Consider the following 18,408-nt stretch of genomic DNA (forward strand, 5'->3'; position numbering starts at 1 on the left):
GCTGGGGGCTGGTGAGGACATCGGACGCTGCTGCTGCTGTCCTCCGGGTGGGAGCCGGGATCCGAGGGGGATTCCGGCCCCCACTCGCGCCCCGCGGCAGCCCTGTCTTCGCCTCGCGCACCCCGCAACTGACGGGATGTCGTCATCGGACACGACGGGCGAGCGCGGCTGCGGTACAACCAGCCCGACAGGGTCGCCGGGTCGCGCACCCGCGCTCCGACGTCCTGCCGGATCCGAAGCTCATTCCTTCCGTGGAACACGCCCGACGGGACGTTCGCCCCGTCCACAGCGCAGAGGACTTACCGTGACCATCTCGGGCTCTGAAGTCACCACCACGTCGGAGACGGTGTTCGTCATCGACGTCAACGACCGGTTCGCGCACCTGTTCACCAGCGTCAAAGACCTGCTCGGCACGCATGAGGCCACCCACGCGGACCCCCCGCGAGGGCTCGACTTCTTCGACCAGGACGGCCACCGGCTCGCGCCGGCGTTCGACGACAAATGGCAGCTGACCGGCCTCGTCAAGACCAACGAGAAGCCGGACCCGGCGGCCGTGCAGGCGCGCCTCGCAACAGTGTTCGCGTTCCTCGCCCGGTACACCGCTGAGCACCCGACGCAGATCGCCGACGACTTCGGTCTGAGCGTCGACGAGGCGCTCGGCGAGTTGCCGCAGCTGGACGGCAGGACGCTGGCCGAGAGCATCGCCGCGCTCAGCGCCGTGACCCACGCGGCACCGGAGCCGGGCACGCAGGAAGACTCCGGGAGCTGGTTCCACAACTTGATGCACAACATCTGACGCTCGACGACGAACGGTATCCGGATGCGCATACCTTCTCTGCCCGGACTTTCGCCCCGCGGTGTCGCGGGGGCGCTGGTCGTCGTCCTGGTCGCGACGGCCGTCCTCATCGGACAGGTCGCGGCCACCGACGTCCCGGACGCAGGCCCGGTGGGGATCAGCATCGCGGTCGCCCTCAGCTGCACCGCGATGGGTGTGCTCATCCTTCTCGCCGTACCGCGGCACCTGGTCGGCCGGCTGCTGCTGGCAGCCGGCGCCAGCGCCACCGTCGGCACGCTCGCGGTGAGCTGGACCAGGTGGGAGCCGGTCGCCTGGCTCAGCCAGTGGACCTGGTGGCCGGCGTATGGGCTGCTTTTCCTCGCCCTCCTGGTCTTCCCCGACGGTCGATTACCCGGTCGTCGCTGGCGCGCGCTGGCAATCGTGCTCGTCGCGGTGACGATGCTCGGCGCAGTCGCGCTCGCCATCGGTGCGTTGGACGAACCGCGGACGCTTCTCAGCCAGGTCGGCGACAAGACTCCCTTCGCGCGCTTGCTCCTCCGGATCTTCGCGGTCGCGCTGTTGTTCACGGTTCTCGGGGCGATCGGCGTCCTGGCTGCACTGTGGTTCCGCTGGCGTCGCGCTGACGGGGAGACCCGGCAACAGCTCGCTTGCCTGCTTCCGGCGGTCGCCCTATTCCTGCTGGGCTGGTTCGCGGACTTTTTCAACCTGTCGGGCGGCTACGTGATCGCGACGGTCGCGGTCCCGCTGGGGATGACCGTCGCCATCGTCCGGTACCGGCTCTACGACCTCGACCGGGTGCTCAATCGCACGCTCGTCTGGCTGGTCATGACGTTGCTGGTCGTCGTCGGCTTCGTCGCGATCGTCACCGTGCTCCGCGAGATCGTCATGCGGAACACGTCGGCCGACTCGATCTCGCTGGTCACCACCGGCCTGATCGCGATCGCGTACGCGCCGCTGCACCGCCGCGTCCAGCAGGGCGTCAACCACCTGCTCTACGGCGATCGGCACGATCCTTACAAGGTCATCGCCGGCCTCGGCGACGTGCTCGGCCAGACTGCCGAGCCGAATGCCGTGTTGCCGCTGCTCACCGGCACGATCGCCAGCTCGCTCCAGGTGCCGTACGTCGCCGTGGAGGTCGAGGAGCAGCGCGGCGCCCGCCTGCTCGCCTGGTACGGCCGGGTCGGACCCACCGTCCAGGCGTTCGACATGATCTCCCGGGGCGAGCACATCGGACGGCTACTCGTCTCGCCGCGGACCGACGGCGGGCACTTCACCCCGCGGGAGACCCGGCTGCTGGCCGACATCGCGTTGCACGCCGGGGTCGCCGTGGAGGCCAGCCGCCTCACCCGTGACTTGCAGCTGTCGCGGGAGCGGTTGGTGCGCGCGCAGGAGGAGGAGCGTCGGCGACTGCGACGCGACCTCCACGACGGGCTGGGGCCGAGCCTCACCGGCATGTCGATGCAGGTGCGGGCCGCGCGGAAGTTGGCGGGTCCGGGGCGGGTCCGCGACATTCTGGACGCGCTCGCCGGTGACCTGGCCGCGTGTACGGCGGAGGTTCGGCAGCTCGTCGACGAGTTGCGTCCACCGGCGTTGGACCGCGGTTTGGCGGTGGCGCTGCGGGACGAGTGCCGCCGCTTCGACAGTGCGGCACTCTCCGTCCAGCTGGATCTGGACGACGACCTCGACCGGTTGCCTGCCGCCGTCGAGGTGGCCGCGTACCGGGTCGTCGCGGAAGCGCTGAACAACGTCGCGCGGCACGCCAGCGCGCGGGCCTGCGTGGTCAGCGTGCGTCGCGGGCGTGATCTGACGATCGAGGTCAGCGACGACGGGGTGGGGATCAGCGGGCCGGTGCGGTCCGGGGTCGGGTTGGCCTCGATGCGGGACCGTGCCGGTGAGCTGGGTGGCGACTGCGAGATCCTGCCGGCGCAGCCGCACGGCACCACGGTGCGCGTCCACTTCCCGGCCGGGTCGCTGATGCTGGTGCGGCCGCCGTCGACGTCGGTCATCGAGCCGCCCGCCCTGGCGAACGGCAACGCCCCCCACGTTGCCGCAGCCCTCTCCCCGGCGCCGACCGCCCCCGCTGCGCCCGGCGGGTCGGCGCCGCCGCCGGGACCGGCCGCGAGCGGCGCGACCACGACGGTCGCCGACGTCACGGCGGCGCCGGCGCTCACCACGAACACAACAGACACGCCGGCCGCCACCGACGGCTCCGCCACCGACGGCTCCGCCACCGACGGCTCCGCCACCGACGGCTCCGCGGCGGACGGTGCTGTCCCCGACGGTCCTGCCGAGGACGGCTCGGCGGACAGCCTGGCGAGCACGCGCGTGCAGCTCTGGGCCAGCGGTCTCGTTCCCTACGAGATCGCGCCCGGAATCGGCCCCGACGAGCACGTCGCCGACGCGATCGCCCACCTGGAGAGCCGCACCCACATCCGGTTCGTCCCGCGAACCACCGAGAACGCCGTCGAACATCCGAACTACGTCCGCTTCGTGCTCGGCGACTCGTTCGCGTCCCAGGTCGGCTGCGTCGGCGGTGAGCAGCAGATCGAGCTGCTGGCCGGCGCGGAGATGGGACGCGTCCTGCACGAGATCGTCCACACGCTCGGCCGCTGGCACGAGCACTGCCGGGCCGACCGCGACCAGTACGTCACCATCCAGTGGCCGAACATCGCACCGGAATCCCGGCCGAACTTCCTGATCCAAGCCACCGACCCGGATGACGGCCCGTACGACTACGAGTCGATCATGCATTACCCCCGGATCGCCTTCTCGATCAACGGCGAGCGGACGCTGGAGACGCTCCGGCCGTTGCCCGCCGTGCCTCCGGGCCTCCCGGTGGGCCAGCGGCGCCGCCTCTCCGACGGCGACTGCCGGGTGATCGAGCGGATGTACCGCACCGCGCCCTCGGTGCCGTCGCCGGCGGTGGAGCGGCGCCTCACACAGCCGGTCGACGCCGGCATGGTCACCGGAACCTTGCAGCTGCCGGCCGACGGGCCGTCCGGACGCGCGGCCACCGTCACGGTCATCATTCGCGACACGACGACAACGGGGGGTCCGATGCGAAGCGTGGGCGAGGCGGTGCTGGTGGACGTCCCGCTCGCGCCCGGCGGGAGCGTTCCGTTCCGGGTGCCGGTGGCGGAGGTCGATCCGGCGGCGATCTACACCGTCGAGGCGCATGTGGACGTTCAAGGTGACGGCGCGATCGCGACCGGAGACCTGGTCACCGCCCGGGCGTGCGCGGTGCTGACCGGCGGCGCGCCGACCGAGCTCGCCGTTCCGATGACGAGCGTGGTGTGATTCCGGTGAGCGCGTGGGCGTTCCAGGGAGGCACACCGGTGGACGAGCCGAAGCGGGTCCTCATCGTCGACGACCACCCCGTGGTCCGCCGCGGCCTGAAAGTGATGCTGGAGGGCGAGGCCTGGGTGAGCGAGGTCGCCGAGGCGGCCAGCGTCGAAGAGGCCGTCCGCGAGGCGATCACCTGCCACTCCGACGTCATCGCGATGGACGTCGTCCTGCCCGACGGCGACGGGATCGACGCCACCCGCCGGATCCTCGAGGCGTGTCCCGACGCGGCGGTCCTGATGCTCACGATGGCCGACGACGACGACATCGTGGCCAAGGCCCTCAACGCCGGCGCCCGGGGGTTCCTGCTCAAGGACACCGATCCGGACATGGTGATCGATGCGCTGCGAACGGTTGCCAGCGGGGGAGTGGTCCTCGGGCCGCGCGTCGGACCGACCGTCCTCACCGCGCTGCGCCGGGCCCCGGCGGTGCTCCCGCCTCCGTTCGACCAGCTCACGACGCGGGAGCTCGACATCGTCAACCGGCTGGCGTGCGGCGACACCAACGCGCAGATCGCCCGCCACCTCAACGTCAGCGAGAAGACGATCCGTAACCAGATGTCGGCCGTGTTCAACAAGCTGAACGTCAGCGACCGCGTGCAGGCGGCGTTATTGGCCCGCGACGCGGGGATCGTCCGTTAGCGACATGGTGTGACGTTGCCATCACGCGTTTCCGCTCCGGTTCCACGGGGGATGCCCCAGGGGCCGGCATCAGCCGACGCGAAAGTGGAGTCGGCCATCCCGCACGAGGGTCGGCGCTGGAAGTCGGGCCAGGAGGTCATCGCGATGTTCGAACTGCACTGTGGAGCCTGCGCCCACCCGGGAGCCTCGAGCGACAACCGGGCCGAGGTCCAGACGCTGACCGATCTGCACAACAGCCTGGTGCACCGTGGCAGCCCGGTCGCCAAACTCCGTCGCCGACGCTTCGGGCGTCCCCGCAGCGCTGCCGCGTGAACCGATCGGGCTACCGCTGCGCGCCGGTGTAGCAGCCCAGGCGGCGACGAATACCCCGGCCCAGATCAGGCCGATCAGCAGTGCCGCGGTCGTACTGCTGACAGTTCCCCAGCCCAGGTAGACCCGGTCCGCGGCGAGCAGGATCACGATCGCGGCACCGAGCGTCCACGTCGATCCGCGGGCGATCCGGCTGCGACGCTTCCGAGCCACCGTCCAGGTGGCGAGCGCGATCGCGGTCGTGGAGATCGCGTGCTGGATCGCGAACAGGTGGTCGGTGCCGGCGATGCCCTCGGCGGCGTTCAGCACGAGACCGAGGATGACCAGCGGAAGTACCGCACCACCGGAGACGAGAACGCCGAGCGGTCCCTGGTGTCGGGGTGAGTGCACCGGCCGGAGCAGCACCACGACGGCCGCGGCCGCAACGACGGCGTACGACGGGGTGGAGAGCAGCAGTGCCTTCGCGACGAGGGCGAGGCCGCTGTCGTACTGCGAGGTCAACGCCGCCGCGACCGGCTCGTCGAGCTGCGGCAGCCCACCGGCCCACACCGCGACCGCCACCAGTGCGGTGAGCACCCCGCCCACGAGCGTCAACGCCACGATCAGCGCAGCGCTGCTCCACGGGCGGACGCCCACGACCCGGGCGAACAGGCGGGCAGGTAGGTCCGGGTGGCGCCCCAGCCACCGTCCGGCCGCGATCCCGGCGACGACTGCCACCGCCACCATGACCAGCCCCAGCGACGCTTGCCCCGCGACCGCGGACACCTGCTGGTACGAGCTGCCCGCCAGGTACCCGGCGCCGACGTAGAGGCCCGACCACAGCAGCCCGGCCGGGACGCTGTAGCGCAGGAACGCCCCGGGCGACATCCCACCGGCACCGGCCAGGCGCGGCACGAGCGTCCGGGCGCCGACCGCCCAGCGCGCGACGAACACCGCCCGGCCACCGTGCCGCCCCAGGAGGGCTGCTGCGCGGGTCAGGGCTCCGTCCAGTCGGCGCTGCAGGAACCCGCCGCGCCGCGCGCTGCCTGCGGCCGGGCGCCCCGCCGTGCGTCGTCCGACGACGTAACCGGCCCCGTCGCCCGCGATCACCGCGACCATGGCAGTGGCCAGGGCGATCGGAAGGTTGAGCGTCCCGCTGTAGGCGAGGAAGCCCAGGCCGAGCGCGGTCGAGACGCTCGGGAGCACGACCCCGGCGAGTACCGCGGGTTCGGCCGCGAGGATCACCGCGGCGAGCGCCACGACGAGCGGGCCGGGAAGGCCGAGTACGCCGTCCAGCAGGCTCTCCACGTGGCGACCTCCGGCAGATCCGGCTCCGACGGCCGGGTGATGGTCAGCCTTCCGTCGCGCGTCGTTTCTGACATCCGGGAGCACCCTGGCGCCAACCCTGAGATAGCTCAGCCGTGCTGCATGGCGGACCGCCTTCCCCCCGTGTCGTCGTCTGTCGTCCCTGGTACACGGCCATACGCGGGCCAAGGTTCGGACGGACGGAGGAGCGCTGCCGAGTCGGGAGTGGGTGGCGGTGAAGAGCGGGCGAAGACCAAACTTTGGGATTTTTCGCCGTTCAAAGATGCGACGGCCGTCAATTGAGGCAACGATGGAGTCGTCGGTAGCGGTGAGACAAGGTCCAGGCGTCTATCCGGTGAGGATGTGCGTTTGTCTCGATCTGTCGCGTCCCAGTTATCCGGGTGGTCGCCTGCCCGGGCATTCGGTGACCCGACCTCGAGCCGCCGCTGCTCGGCTGCGGCCGCCGGTCTGTTGACGGTGGGGCTGCTCCTGGGTTCGGCGGGTGCCGCCCAGGCCGAGCCGACGCCGACCCCGAGCAGCTCCGCGCAGAAACCGGCCGGCCCATCGGCGTCCCCCGATTCGGGAACGCCCGAGCGGCCGACGACGGGGACCACGGCCAAGCCGCGGACCGTCGCGGAGCGGGTGAAGCAGCAGCAGATCGCGGCGGAGGCGGTCGCCGAGCGGCTGGAAGAGGCGAAGGCCGAGCTGGCCACCGCCCGCGACGACCGGGCTCGCGCGGAGGCCCGCAGCACGGTCGCGGCGCAGCGGGTGATCGCGGCCCGGGCGGAGGTCAACAGCTGGGCGCGCGACTCGTACATCGCGCAGGCCGAACAACCCTCCGGACTGCCGGTCGACCCGCGTCGCCGGATGTTCGGTCACCCCGACCCGCAAACGGACACCGCCGAAGCGACCCTGGCCACCGCCGAGGCCCAGGACCGGTCGGCGGCGAGCGACCTGGCCGTGGCTACCGCGCTGGCGGAGACGGCGCAGGCTCGCGTGCAGCGGCTCGGCGCCGACCTGTCCCGCCGCGCGACCACGATCCGGGAACTCCGGACCGGGCGGGAGGACGTGCTCGCGGCCGCGCAGTCCGACCAGGAGGCGGTGGACGCGGCGCGCTCCTCCGAGTACATCCGGGACGCGCAAGGCTCCGCCGGTGACGCGGCGACGAAGGCGCTCGAGTTCGCGCTGGCGCAGCGCGGCAAGCCGTACGTGTGGGGAGCAGAGGGGCCCGACACCTACGACTGCTCCGGGTTGGTGCAGACCGCCTACGCGGCGGCCGGGGTCTCGCTGCCGAGGACCGCGCGTCCGCAGTACCGGGCCACGCCGGTCGTCGAGACGACCGCGCTGCTCCCCGGTGACCTGCTGTTCTTCGCGACGAACAAGTCGGACTGGAACACCATTCACCACGTGGCGATCTACCTCGGCAACGGCAAGATGCTGCACGCGCCGACGACCGGCGACGTCGTCCGGGTGGCGCCGGTGTGGTGGGAGGAGTTCTACGCGGCGACTCGCGTCGTGCCCGGCCGGAAGACGCCGAAGCCGTCGCCTGCGCCGTCGCCGGAGAAGCCCGTTGCGCCGCCGGTGAAGCCCGCGCCGTCGCCGTCGCGTTCCGCGCCGGGCTCCCCGTCGCCGTCGGATTCCCCGTCGGGGTCGGCCTCGCCCTCGGGCTCCGGTTCGCCGTCGGGTTCGCCGTCGACGTCGCCGAGCGGGACGCCGTCGCCGGCGCCAGGGCCGAGCGGTACCGGCTCGCCGTCGCCGAGTGCAGGCTCCCCGTCGGCGGGCTCCCCACCGGCGAGCACTCAGCCGCCGGCATCCGAGCCGTCGGGATCCGCGCGGCCGAGCGAGCCTCCGTGCGACCCCGATGCGTCGCCCAGCGGATCACCCACCCCGTCGGCGTCCGCGTCGCCGAGCCCGAGCCCGAGCCCGTCGGGAAGCCCGTCCCCGAGCCCGACGCCCTGCCGCGACTGACCCCGTGCGGTGTCCACTTCGCGGGCGGCGGCCGACCCGGGATGAAAAGAGCGTGTGCTGAACGACGGGGAACTACGCGAGATGGCCGCGCGGTTGGTGCGAGTGCCCGGCGTCGTCGGGGTGATGCTGGGCGGCGGCCGCGCCCGCGGCACGGGCACCCGTTCGGTGTCCCGGACTTCGCCTACGTCGGCGAGGTGGCGCTCGGCCGGATGTTGGCCGACCCGACCGGCGCGCTGACCCGCCTCCGCGAAGCCGCTCGCGACTACCCGCCCGCGCTGCGGGACCGGGTGGTCACCACGAGCTTGTGGGAGGCCGACTTCGCGCTGGCGGTAGCGCGGGAGGGAGCCGGCCGGGGGGACACGACGTGCGTCGCCGGCTGCCTGTTCCGGGTGGTCGGTCTCTGCGCGCACGCGGTCCACGCCCACGCGGGTGCCTGGCTGATCAACGAGAAAGGCGCGGTGGACGCCGCTGCGGCGCTGTCCGGTGCGCCGCTGGACTTCGCCGAGGCCGCGCACGGCGTCCTGGCGTGCCTCGGCCGGTCGGTGATCGACCTGGAAGCGGCGCTGCGCACCGCCGGCCTCCTCGTCGAGGCGGTCGCCGCCACGTGCGGCGTCGACCGCCGGAAGTAGAAAGCGGATCATCTGCAACGGAACCAGTCGTACGCTGGGGACATGACTGCGATGGCGCCGAACCGCACCAGCCCTGATCTGTCTTTCCTGCTCGACCACACCAGCCACGTCCTGCGAACCCGGATGGCGGCCGGCCTGGGCGAGATCGGGCTCACCGCACGGATGCACTGCGTCCTCGTCCACGCGTTGGAGGAGGAGCGGACCCAGATCCAACTGGCCGAACTCGGCGACATGGACAAGACCACGATGGTCGTCACCGTCGACGCGCTGCAGAAGGCGGGCCTCGCCGAGCGTCGTCCGTCCAGCACCGACCGGCGTGCACGGATCATCGCGGTCACCGAGGAGGGTGCCCGCGTGGCCCAGCGGAGCCAGGAGATCGTCGACCGGGTGCACGCCGAAACGCTGGCCAGCCTCCCCGACGACGAGCGAACGGTGCTGCTCCGTGCCTTGCAGCACCTGGTGGAGGGGCACCTGGCGGAGCCGGTCGAGGCGGCTCGGCCGGCTCGTCGAGCCCGTCAATGATCAATAGGTCCCTCAGAGATTGTCTGTAACGGAACTATCCGTTACGGTCCTTCGTGTCGGCACTGCGGCAGGAGGACCCCATGTCCCGTTGGATTGCACTCGGCGTCATCGCCACCGGACTACTGATGAGCGTCTTGGACGGAAGCATCGTCACCGTGGCGATGCCCGCCATCCAGGACGACCTCGATCTCTCCCCCGCCGGGCTGAGTTGGGTGGTGAACGCGTACCTGATCGCGTTCGGCAGCTTGCTGCTCCTGGCCGGGCGACTCGGTGACCTGATCGGCCGCAAGCGGATGTTCTTGGCCGGCTCGGCGGTGTTCACGCTGGCCTCGCTGCTGGCCGGCGCCGCGACGTCGCCGACCATGCTGATCGTCGCGCGCTTCCTGCAGGGGATCGGCAGCGCGATGGGGGCGGCGGTGAGCCTCGGCATCCTGGTGACGCTCTTCACCGAGCCGAAGGAGCGCGCCAAGGCGATCGCGGTCTTCAGCTTCACCGGAGCGGCGGGCGCCTCGATCGGCCAGGTGCTCGGCGGCGTCCTGACCGATGCGCTGAACTGGCACTGGATCTTCCTCATCAACATCCCGATCGGCATCGCCGCGATCGCTCTCGCGGTGCCGGCACTGCCCGCCGACCGCGGGCTCGGCCTCGGGGCCGGCGCGGACGTCCTCGGCGCGTTCCTGGTGACCGCCGGCCTGATGTCGGGCATCTACGCGGTCGTCACGCTCGAGAACGACGGCGGGAACTCGCTGCTGTTCGGCGCCCTGGCCGTCGTGCTGCTGGTCGGCTTCGTCGTGCGCCAGATGGCCGCACGCAACCCGCTGATGCCGCTGCGCATCTTCCGGTCGCGGAGCGTCTCGGCGGCCAACCTGGTCCAGGTCCTGATGGTGGCCGCGCTGTTCTCGTTCCAGGTCCTCACCGCCCTCTACCTGCAGAAGGTGCTCGGGTACGGCGCCACCGAGACCGGCCTGGCGATGCTGCCTGCCGCGTTGATGATCGGTGCGGTGTCCTTGGGTGTCGCTACCCGGCTCAACGCCCGCTTCGGGGAGCGAGCCGTCCTGCTGAGCGGCCTGACCCTGCTGATCGCGATGCTGTTACTGCTGGTCCGCGTCCCGGTGCAGGCGAACTACGTCGTCGACCTGCTGCCGGTGATGTTGCTGGCCGCCGGGTTCGGACTCGCGCTGCCTGCGCTGACCACGCTCGGTATGTCGGGAGCGAAGCAGGACGACGCCGGGCTGGCGTCCGGCGTGTTCAACACCACGCAGCAGATCGGGATGGCGCTCGGCGTCGCGCTGCTGTCGACGTTGGCGGCCTCCCGCACCGAGGCTCTGCTGGACGCGGGGCGGAGCCGGCCCGAGGCGCTCACCGACGGCTACCAACTGGCGTACGCGATCGGGGCGGGGCTGCTCGTCACGGCGTTCGTCGCCGCGTTCGTCCTGCTCCGCCAGCCGTCGCGGATCCGCGTGCTTCCGGAGTCCGCAGAGGTGGCGCCGACGCCGGTCGGCTGAACCGATACGGGGGGCCTCCACAGCGGTGCACCGGCGGTTCGCTTACCGTTCCGCCGGTGCACCGCCGGGAGGGCGACGTTCTGAACGCTCGTAACTTGGGCAAAATGCGCATAGCGGATCTGCGCATCAAGACGGTGAGCGAGGGCGACGATGACGGTGAACGACACGCTGCACGGTGACGTGCACACGCCGGTCGGCTCCGAGAGTGGGCGGTCCGGCGGCGGGGCGCTCGCCAACCTCTCGGTCAAGGTGAAGTTCCTGGCGGCGGTGGCGACCATGGCGATCTGCCTGGTCGCGATGGTCGCCTATGCGGCCACCGGCCTGCAGCGGGTCGAGAACAAGTCCGACGAGATGCGGGCTGCGGCATCGCTCGGGGCGCAACTCCAGCAGCTGCGGGCGCTCGCACTGAACGAACGGCTGCTCTCGCTCAACTACTACATGTCCAGCGTGACGTTCCGCCGCACCCAACTGGCTTCGCTCCAGACGACCGAAGCGTCGATGACGACTCTGGCCAACGCGTACTTCCCGGCGGCGAAGGCGGTCGACGCGACGGCGGCCACGCGCCTGCAGAGTCAGCTGGAGGAGTACCACACGATCCGCAAGGAGCAGATGCTCCCGGCTTCCAACGCCGGAAATCTGTCGGCGTTCTGGGCCGGCTGGAACAAGGGCACTCAACTCGCCAAACAGATGGACGCCGACTTCGCCACGCTCAACGACGCCCACACGGCCCGGTTCGACGAGGCCGTCGACGCGGTACACAGCACCAAAAACAAGGTCAGCACCGCGTTGATCGTCGCCGGGATCGCTGCGCTGTTGCTCGGCGTCGGCGTCGCCTGGCTGATGGCCAGCGCCGTCGTCGGCCGTCTTCGACGGGTCACCACCGTCCTGCAGGCCGTCGCCGCGGGCGACCTCACCAAAGCGGCCGACGTGGTCGGGCGCGACGAGGTCGGACTCGCCGCCAGGGCGGTCGACGAGGCGACCGCCTCGATCCGCCAGACCGTCGCCGCGCTCTCCGACTCGGCCCGCACGCTGGCGGAATCGTCACGGCAGCTCTCCAGCTCCGCCGAGGCCATCGCCAGCACCGCCGACGAGACGTCGAGCCAAGCGAACGTGCTCGCCACGGCCTCCGAGGACGTCTCGCGGAACGTGCAGACCGCCGCTGCGGGCACCGAGGAGATGGGGGCGGCGATCCGGGAGATCTCGCAGTCGGCCAACGACGCCGCCGGTGTCGCCTCCCACGCGGTGACGGCCGCGGCGACGACGAACGCGACGGTGGCGAAACTGGGCGCATCGTCGGCGGAGATCGGGAACGTCGTCAAGGTCATCACGTCGATCGCGGAGCAGACCAACCTGCTCGCGCCCAACGCCACGATCGAGGCGGCCAGGGCCGGCGAGGCGGGTAAGGGGTTCGCGGTCGTCGCGAACGAGGTGAAAGACCTCGCGCAGGAGACGGCGAAGGCGACCGAGGACATCTCTCATCGGGTGGAGGCGATCCAGGCCGACACCGACAGTGCCGTCGTGGCCATCGAGGAGATCTCCGAGATCATCGCCAAGATCAACGACTACCAGATGACGATCGCCAGCGCGGTGGAGGAGCAGACCGCGACGACGAACGAGATGAGCCGCTCGATCGCCGAGGCTTCGACCGGTTCGGCCAGCATCGCCGACAACATCGCGAGCGTTGCGGCGGCGGCCCGGACGACCAGTGCCACGGTCGGCGAGACCCGGCGCTCCGCCGAACACCTGGCCGGGATGTCGACGCAGCTGCAGAGCCTGGTCGCCCGCTTCCGCTCCTGAAGCGTGGGTGGCGCGTGGTCAGTCGGGTGGGGAGCACGGACCGGGGCAGCTGGGCGACGAGTGCTGGGCGACTCGATCGAGCAGGTCGCGTAGCTGTCGTCGCTCGGCGTCGGGCAGGGCGAACAGAGCCTCGGCCTGCATGCGGCTCCGGGAGTGCAGCTCGGTGCGCCGCCGTTCGCCTTCGTCGGTCAGCACCACCTGCTTGACCCGCCGATCCGCGGCACCAGGCTGCCGGGTGACGAGCCCTCGGCGCTCCAGGCCGTCCACGATGCCGGTCACGTTCGACGGCTCACAGGACAGCCACTCCGCCAGCTGCCGCATCGGCGTCGGCCCCGACAGGTTCACCAGCACGAGCGCCTGAGCCGGGGGAAGGTCCAGCTGCGCCGCGGCCGCGTTGAACTCCGCCCTGAGCTGTCCGGTGATCCGAAAGGCCAAGTCGGTCAGCTCGTCGACGATCGGATCCGCGCTCACGAACCCAGAATACGTCGTTCAGTCCATGGACTGTTCAGGTGCTGAAGTAATCCGTTAGGGTGGCGATTGTTCAGCACCTGAACTATCAAGCTACTGAAGGAGATCTCATGGCTTCGGAGACCGTTGCGAGTCAGTCGGACGGCCGGACCCGGCTCCGGGCGCGCGCTCTCGCGGTGGGCGGTGCGGTGGCGGCGAACGTCGCTCTCTGGGTGATCGGGGAGCCGCTGCTCGGCCACGATCTGGTCGTGACCCAACCGGGGGAGGAGGCGCTCGACTTGGGCTTCGGCGCGATCGCGGTCGTCTCGCTGATCGTCGCGTTGCTGGGCTGGGCTTCGCTCGCGGTGCTGGAGCGGGTGACCCGACGCGCCCGCGTCGTCTGGACCGTCGTCGCGGTGCTGGTGCTGGCGGCGTCGTTCATGCCGGTTCTGCAGGTCGAAGCGTCCGCAGGGACGAAGACCGTCCTCGCGCTCACCCACCTCGCCGTCGGCCTCGTCCTCATCCCCGTCTTCTGGCGGACGTCCACCCGCCGCGCGACGCCAGAATCCGTCGCACCGTCGCGCCCCGACGCGCCGGCTACCCCGGTTCACTGACCGACGGCTCAGGCCGGCACTCCGAACAGGCGGAGCAGCGACGGGTCGGCGAACGTCACGCAGCGCTGGATCAGGCCGCCGGCCACCGTGAACACCTGGAGCGAGTGAGCCCTGACCCCTCCGGTGGCCGGATCCGGTGCGTAGGCGGCCAGGGCCGGGCTCCCGTTGGCGCGTACGGGCAGCAGGCGCCAGCCGGACCCGCGCAGATCGAACACCCGCTCCATGAACTCGCGGTAGTGCGCCCGGCCGGTGAGCCAGAGCGCTACCGGCGGCATCTCCAGCACGACGTCGTCGGCGAGCAGCCGAGTCAGTCCGGGCACGTCGGCGGCCTCGAACGCGGCCAGATACCGCTCGACCACGGCACGTTCGTCGGGGTCGGCGGGCTCGCGCCACTCGTCCAACGCCGGGCCGGCGGCCCGCAGCGTGGCCCTGGCGCGCTGCAGACTGCTGTTCACCGACGCCACGCTGCTGTCCAAGACGTGCGCCACCTCGCTGGCCGGTAGCTGCAGCACATCGCGCAGCACCAGCGCCGCGCGCTGCCGCGGGGGCAGGAGTTGCAAGGCGGCGACCAGGGCCAGCCGCAGCCCCGCGCGCTGCTCGGTGACGTCCGCGGGGTCGCCCCAGGCCGGGTCGCCCAGCCGGGCGTCCGGGAACGGTTGCAACCACGGGACGTCGAGGCTCGGTGTCAGCGCCGCCTGCGGGTCGTCGCCGGGCGGGCCCAACCCGCTCGGCAACGGACGGCGGACCCGGCCCTGCAACGCGCTGAGGCAGGCGTTGGTGGCGATCCGGTGCAGCCAGGTGCGCAGCGACGCCCGCTGCGGGTCGTACCGGTCGGCCGCCCGCCAGGCCCGCACCAGCGTCTCCTGGACCAGGTCCTCGGCCTCGTCGAACGATCCGAGCATCCGATAGCAGTGCGCCAGCAGGTCACCGCGGTAGGCCTCGTGCTCCTCCTGCGTCGGCGCCGCCACCCGCGCGAGCCTACGCCCGCAAATCTCGCTGCCCGAGACCGATGAGTTCGTCGCCCGGCCTCGGTACGTGCTGGATGAGGGCGGCCGGACCTGAGCCGCCGCGGCAGGAGGGAAGAGCGATGGGCGACGTCATCGTCATTCAATTCACCACGTTGGACGGTGTGGTCTCCGACCCCGACGGGCGCTGGGGGACTGGCCACGGCGGCTGGGCGTTCCGGTACGGGCCGGGGCCGGTCAGCGACGACAAGTTCCGCCTCGGAGCGCGGATGGAGCACGGCGTCCAGCTCTACGGGCGGCGGACGTGGGAGCACTTCGCCCGGCTCTGGCCGAGTCGCGACGGCAGCTACGCCCAGCTGATGAACGCCGTGCCCAAACGCGTCGCCACCCGCACCGGCGTCGACCCGGCTGCGTGGTCGAACTCGGCGGCGATCGACGGCGACCCGGTGGTCTGGGCCGCCGACGAGCGCACCCGGCGCGACGTCGTCGTGATCGGCAGCCTGAGCTTGGTGCACACGCTGGCGGCGGCCGATCTGGTCGACGAGTACCGGTTGCTCACGTTCCCGACTGTCGTCGGGGCAGGCGACCAGCTGTTCGCCGCGGACGCGCCCGCCGACTTCCGGTTCACGCTGGTGGAGCCCGCCGACATGGCGACGCTGACCGTGCTCCGCCGCCAACCGGCGGCGGAGCCCCGGTGAGCGGGCCCGTCGTCCGCTGCGTGCTACGGACGCAGATCGGTTCTCGCTGCTCCGGTGTCGGTGTCGGCCGGCCAGGACACGTGCTGGTGCACCATCTGCCAGTCGCCTCCGAACCGTCGGAACACCCGGGTGCCGCGGGACCAGGTCTCGGCGACCGAGCCGTCCGGCTGCTCCGCGGTCATCCGGTTGAGTCCCCAGGAGACGGCCAGGTCGCCGCGGGCGACGATCCGCAGGTCGGGCACGGTCCAGGTAACGGTGCCGTCGACGGCGTCCAACCCGTCCGCGCAGACCGCGCGGACGCTGTCGAGCCCGGTGTACTGCAGCGGCGCGTCGTGCTCGTAGGAGACGACGTCCTCGGCGATGCCCGCCATCATGCCGTCCAGGTCCTTGGCGACCGTGTCGTCGAACCACCGCCGGTGCAGGTCCTCGACGGCCAGCTCCGCCGCGCGGTCGCTGCCCGACGCGTCGGTGAACGAGTGGTGCTCGTGCGCCACCACCCATCGGCCGTCGTCCCGGCGCAGGCCGAGCGTCAGCCGAAGCCGACGGTCCGGATCGGCGGCCAGGTGCTCCGGCGTCCCGCAGCGCAGCAGCGCGTGGGCGAACGCGACGTCCGCACCCGCAGTGACCTCGAGCGACGTGATCTCGAACAGCGCTCCGGTCGCCAGCCACTCGAAGAACGGCGGCCAGCTCTTTCGGTACGCGTCGAGTCCGCGCACGCCCCTCTCCGGCGGCGGCACGTCGAACATCACGATGTCCTCGGCGTGGTCGGCCAGCACGCCGTCCAGGTCACCCGCCTGCACGGCGAGCGCCCAGCGTTCGATGAGTTCCCGAATCTCGTCCATGCCACTAGAACCCCGGGAAGGGGCTCGAACTCATCGCTCCCGCGGAAGATTCTCCGGAAGACCGAACGCGGTCAGATCGGCGGTGAGGAACGAGACCACCTCGGCGACCCGGCCGCTCCGCACCGTGAGGACGTCCAGCCCGGACGGCCGGTAGACGTCGCCCTCGAGCAGATAGGTTCCGAACGCGAGCTGGCCGTTCGCCACCGTGGGCAGGAACCGCCAGCGATACGTCAGCGGTGCCTCGACCAGGAACCGCCGGATCGCGTCCACCCCCTGGTACCAGGCCACCTCCGGCGGCATCGAGTACCGCGCGTCGTCGGCGAGCAGCGCGACGATCGTGTCGACGTCGCCGGCCTCCCACGCGGCCGCGTACCGCCGGGCCAGCTCTCGCACGGTCGGATCCTCGGGCGCCGCGGACGCGGACACCGCAGGCAACGCCCGGCGGGCGCGCTGCAGGGCGCTGTTGACCGCCGGGACCGAGGTGTCGAGGAACTCGGCCACCTCCCGCGCGGAGAACCCCTGCGCTTCGCGCAGGAGCAGCACCGCCCGCTGCAAACCCGGGAGGTGCTGGAGCGCGGCGACGAACGCGACCTCGAGGCTCTCCCTCGCCAGGGTCCCGCTCTGCGGATCCGGGTACGGCTCCAGCCAATGGGGGTCCGACGTCGCGCGCAGGTCGGTCGGGAGCTCCCGTCGCGCTCGCCCCTTCAACAGCGTGAGGCACCGGTTGGTGGCGATCCGGTACAGCCACGGACGCAGGGAGCGGCCGGGATCGTGCTCGTCGAACCGGTCGAGACCCCGCCAGGCCCGGACCAGGGTCTCCTGCACGGCGTCGTCCGCGTCGTGCACCGATCCGAGCATGCGGTAGCAGTGTGCGTGCAGCTCCGCGCGGAGGGGAGCGGCGAGTGTGCTGAACGCGTCGGCGTCACCGGCGCGGGCGGCGGCCAGCACCGACAGTGTTTCGGTCGAGAACCGGCCGCTCATTCCCTGCCTCCTCGCGTCGGGGCGCCGCCCCAGCCTGCTACAGCCCTCTCTCCGACGCGAGGCCGCAGCGGATCAGGGCACCAGGACCACGCGACCGCGGAGGCCGCCGCCGGCGACCCGTTCGTGGGCGGCGGCGATCTTCTCCAGCGGTACGGTCTCGGCCGGCGGCAGCGTGAGCCGCCCCGCGTCCACCAGGGCGGACAGCTCGGCCAGGCGTGCACCGTCGGCCCGGACCTCCTGCACCACGACCTGGGTGGCCCGCAGCGGACGCGGAGCGAACGGTGCGACCAGCGCGACGAAGACGCCGCCGCCGCGCAGCGCCTCGTGTGCGGGGATGCCCGCCACGGCGGCGTCGATCACCGCGTCCACACCGCCGGGCACCACGTCGCGGACCGCGGCCGCGAGCGCGTCGGTGCGTGGCACGAACCAGGTGGCTCCCGACCGGCGGACCTGTGCCTCGTCGTCCGCCCCGGCCACCGCGACCGTGCGAACGCCGCGGTGGCGGGCCAGCTGCAGAACCAGCCCGCCCACTCCACCTGCCGCCCCGGTGACCAGCAGAGTTCCACCGGCGCGGAGCCCGGTCAGCGCCAGGGACCGGTCGGCGGTCAGGCCGATCAGCGGGAGCGTCGCCGCCACCGTCGGCGAAACCGTCACCGGGGCGGGCGCCACCGCGCCGGCGTCCAGGACGACGTAGTCGGCGTGGGTGCCCGGCGCCGACAGCACGTCCCGCAGGCCGATCACCGCGTCGCCGACCTCGAACTGTTCGACCGCCGGGCCGACGTCCTCCACGGTGCCGGCGACGTCCCAGCCCAACCAGTACCGAGCGGACGGGGCGAGCAGACCGCCCTGAGCCAACGCACCGTTGCGTGTGGACAGGTCGATGCGGTTGACCGCCGCCGCGGCCACTCGCACCAGCACTTGCCCGGTGCCCGGTGCCGGCCGCGGCACGTCGACGATCTCCAGTACCTCCGGTCCGCCGAAGCGGTGTACCACTGCAGCTCTCATGCCGACGACGCTAGAAATGTCGGTGCAGGCCGGTAAGACGGTACTTGCGAGTGCCTATGGACC

Annotated in this window: 16 protein-coding genes; 10 read left to right on the forward strand and 6 right to left on the reverse strand. The window is 71.7% G+C overall.

Annotated features, from left to right (window positions below; translation table 11 throughout):
• Window positions 1-304 precede the first annotated feature (304 nt).
• The 3 genes from ABEB28_RS36955 to ABEB28_RS36965 are packed head-to-tail and all read left to right on the forward strand — an operon-like array spanning window position 305 to window position 4,779.
• Window positions 305-796, forward strand: coding sequence for a hypothetical protein (locus tag ABEB28_RS36955; RefSeq protein WP_345732943.1), 492 nt, complete (start codon window positions 305-307; stop codon window positions 794-796).
• Between the two features lie 24 nt (window positions 797-820).
• Complete coding sequence (locus tag ABEB28_RS36960) at window positions 821-4,093, forward strand: M12 family metallopeptidase (RefSeq protein WP_345732944.1); 3,273 nt, start codon at window positions 821-823, stop codon at window positions 4,091-4,093.
• Window positions 4,094-4,131: 38 nt separating this feature from the next.
• Window positions 4,132-4,779 (forward strand): response regulator, encoded by a 648-nt coding sequence (locus ABEB28_RS36965; protein ID WP_345732945.1) that lies wholly within the window; start codon window positions 4,132-4,134, stop codon window positions 4,777-4,779.
• A 69-nt stretch (window positions 4,780-4,848) separates the two neighbouring features.
• Here the strand turns inward: ABEB28_RS36965 and ABEB28_RS36970 are convergent, their stop codons facing one another.
• Complete coding sequence (locus tag ABEB28_RS36970; protein ID WP_345732946.1) at window positions 4,849-6,375, reverse strand: DedA family protein; 1,527 nt, start codon at window positions 6,373-6,375, stop codon at window positions 4,849-4,851.
• Between the two features lie 474 nt (window positions 6,376-6,849).
• Here ABEB28_RS36970 and ABEB28_RS36975 point away from each other — a divergent pair, with 474 nt between their 5' ends.
• From ABEB28_RS36975 to ABEB28_RS36995, 5 genes are all read left to right on the forward strand, one after another.
• The gene (locus ABEB28_RS36975; RefSeq protein WP_345732947.1) at window positions 6,850-8,340 is read left to right on the forward strand and encodes an NlpC/P60 family protein; all 1,491 of its coding nucleotides are present in this window, start codon (window positions 6,850-6,852) and stop codon (window positions 8,338-8,340) included.
• 194 nt (window positions 8,341-8,534) lie between these two features.
• Window positions 8,535-8,969: a hypothetical protein gene (locus ABEB28_RS36980; RefSeq protein WP_345732948.1), complete on the forward strand. Its 435-nt coding sequence runs from the start codon at window positions 8,535-8,537 to the stop codon at window positions 8,967-8,969.
• 42 nt (window positions 8,970-9,011) lie between these two features.
• Window positions 9,012-9,491, forward strand: a complete 480-nt coding sequence (locus ABEB28_RS36985) for a MarR family winged helix-turn-helix transcriptional regulator (RefSeq protein ID WP_345732949.1) — start codon at window positions 9,012-9,014, stop codon at window positions 9,489-9,491.
• A gap of 80 nt (window positions 9,492-9,571) precedes the next feature.
• Window positions 9,572-10,996 carry an MFS transporter gene (locus ABEB28_RS36990; protein WP_345732950.1) on the forward strand — a complete coding sequence of 475 codons (1,425 nt, stop codon included), beginning with the start codon at window positions 9,572-9,574 and terminating at the stop codon, window positions 10,994-10,996.
• A gap of 150 nt (window positions 10,997-11,146) precedes the next feature.
• Window positions 11,147-12,793, forward strand: a complete 1,647-nt coding sequence (locus tag ABEB28_RS36995) for a methyl-accepting chemotaxis protein (RefSeq protein WP_345732951.1) — start codon at window positions 11,147-11,149, stop codon at window positions 12,791-12,793.
• A gap of 18 nt (window positions 12,794-12,811) precedes the next feature.
• On the opposite strand, the gene ABEB28_RS37000 is transcribed toward ABEB28_RS36995, so the two are convergent.
• The gene (locus ABEB28_RS37000) at window positions 12,812-13,264 is read right to left on the reverse strand and encodes a MarR family winged helix-turn-helix transcriptional regulator (protein WP_345732952.1); all 453 of its coding nucleotides are present in this window, start codon (window positions 13,262-13,264) and stop codon (window positions 12,812-12,814) included.
• Between the two features lie 107 nt (window positions 13,265-13,371).
• Between ABEB28_RS37000 and ABEB28_RS37005 the strand changes: the two genes are divergently transcribed.
• Window positions 13,372-13,854: a DUF6069 family protein gene (locus ABEB28_RS37005; RefSeq protein ID WP_345732953.1), complete on the forward strand. Its 483-nt coding sequence runs from the start codon at window positions 13,372-13,374 to the stop codon at window positions 13,852-13,854.
• Between the two features lie 8 nt (window positions 13,855-13,862).
• Here ABEB28_RS37005 and ABEB28_RS37010 read toward each other — a convergent pair whose 3' ends face one another.
• Entirely contained in the window at window positions 13,863-14,822 is a 960-nt protein-coding gene (locus ABEB28_RS37010) for an RNA polymerase subunit sigma-70 (RefSeq protein ID WP_345732954.1), read from the reverse strand.
• Between the two features lie 119 nt (window positions 14,823-14,941).
• Here ABEB28_RS37010 and ABEB28_RS37015 point away from each other — a divergent pair, with 119 nt between their 5' ends.
• Window positions 14,942-15,517, forward strand: a complete 576-nt coding sequence (locus ABEB28_RS37015; protein ID WP_345732955.1) for a dihydrofolate reductase family protein — start codon at window positions 14,942-14,944, stop codon at window positions 15,515-15,517.
• Between the two features lie 23 nt (window positions 15,518-15,540).
• On the opposite strand, the gene ABEB28_RS37020 is transcribed toward ABEB28_RS37015, so the two are convergent.
• The 3 genes from ABEB28_RS37020 to ABEB28_RS37030 all read right to left on the reverse strand — a co-directional run bounded on the left by ABEB28_RS37020 (window position 15,541) and on the right by ABEB28_RS37030 (window position 18,345).
• Window positions 15,541-16,359: a YybH family protein gene (locus ABEB28_RS37020; RefSeq protein ID WP_345732956.1), complete on the reverse strand. Its 819-nt coding sequence runs from the start codon at window positions 16,357-16,359 to the stop codon at window positions 15,541-15,543.
• Between the two features lie 30 nt (window positions 16,360-16,389).
• On the reverse strand, window positions 16,390-17,340 hold the full coding sequence (locus ABEB28_RS37025; protein ID WP_345732957.1) for an RNA polymerase subunit sigma-70: 951 nt from the start codon (window positions 17,338-17,340) through the stop codon (window positions 16,390-16,392).
• A gap of 72 nt (window positions 17,341-17,412) precedes the next feature.
• Window positions 17,413-18,345, reverse strand: coding sequence for an NADP-dependent oxidoreductase (locus ABEB28_RS37030; protein ID WP_345732958.1), 933 nt, complete (start codon window positions 18,343-18,345; stop codon window positions 17,413-17,415).
• Window positions 18,346-18,408 lie beyond the last annotated feature (63 nt).

Source organism: Cryptosporangium minutisporangium (genome assembly GCF_039536245.1).
GTDB classification, from domain to species: domain Bacteria; phylum Actinomycetota; class Actinomycetes; order Mycobacteriales; family Cryptosporangiaceae; genus Cryptosporangium; species Cryptosporangium minutisporangium.